Annotated in this window: 1 protein-coding gene; it reads left to right on the top strand. The window is 58.1% G+C overall.

All coding sequences use genetic code 11. From position 1 onward, the window contains the following. Positions 1-301 precede the first annotated feature (301 nt). Entirely contained in the window at positions 302-496 is a 195-nt protein-coding gene (locus tag AB4Y42_RS44065; protein WP_368692794.1) for a hypothetical protein, read from the top strand. Positions 497-917: the final 421 nt, after the last annotated feature.

Genomic DNA, 917 nt, shown 5'->3' with positions numbered 1-917 from the left:
ACGATGCGCGCAATCCAGCGTCCCAGACCGCTCGACACAGCGGTCACCTTGTATTCCTGTGCGCCTATGCAAATGGTTCGGTCGTTCATGACTTAATTCCTTTCCCGCCGGCGGGAAGATTTACCAACGGAATGTCCTTCGATGCGCAAATTCCGAGCCGCGATAGGCATCAAAGGACGTATCCGAACAGGTAACCGCATTCCCATCGACGGGGACCGAATCACTCAAGGCAAGTGCTCGGCGTCAGTACATGGGCGGGGGTACTGCGCCCGATGGAGCCGACCCGGTTAGCGTTCTATTCGTGATCAAGCCGTGGCAGGTCCGCGAGCGTTCGACCCGCATCGGAATCAGCGACCACCATTTCAATGCCTTCGCGTCCAGCCTCGTCGATAACGCGTCGGACCTCCGGGCCGGCGACACGCTGTCCATCCAGTGGAAAGACCGTTACGACGGTGTCGCCCTTAGCCAGTGCATCCGCCACTTCGATTACAGGTGATGGGTGCGGAGCGACCTCAAATTGTTCTCCACTCACGGACACCTGGCCCCAAAGCACGTGTGTGACCCTTTGCGAATTCCCGTCCATCCGAACCGCAGTTATAGCGTGTACTGCCATCGCTTTTCCTCCCCTGTTGGGGAAATCCTAGCACGAGCGCAACGATCGGCCATTTCGGCATTTACCGATACCGCGAGTTGGCGACGCACCTTCGCCGACGGTGCGCGGACGATGTTTCTCATGCTGAACGCGCCCGTAACATCGTCGAGACGCATTCTGGAATGCATCGCTATACAGTTGTCGATGGCGGTCTAAATCCGCGCAAATCTGGCGGCGTCACATAGAGGCGGCGTGACGCGAGAGCAAAAAAGAACTCGCGGAAATGACCAACGCATCGTGACCGGGGCTTGTTGATGCAGGGCAC

The organism is Paraburkholderia sp. EG286B (assembly GCF_040965655.1).
Lineage (GTDB): Bacteria > Pseudomonadota > Gammaproteobacteria > Burkholderiales > Burkholderiaceae > Paraburkholderia.
Note: the sequence above shows the minus strand (reverse complement) of the source record. Positions and strands in the feature narration are given on the sequence as shown.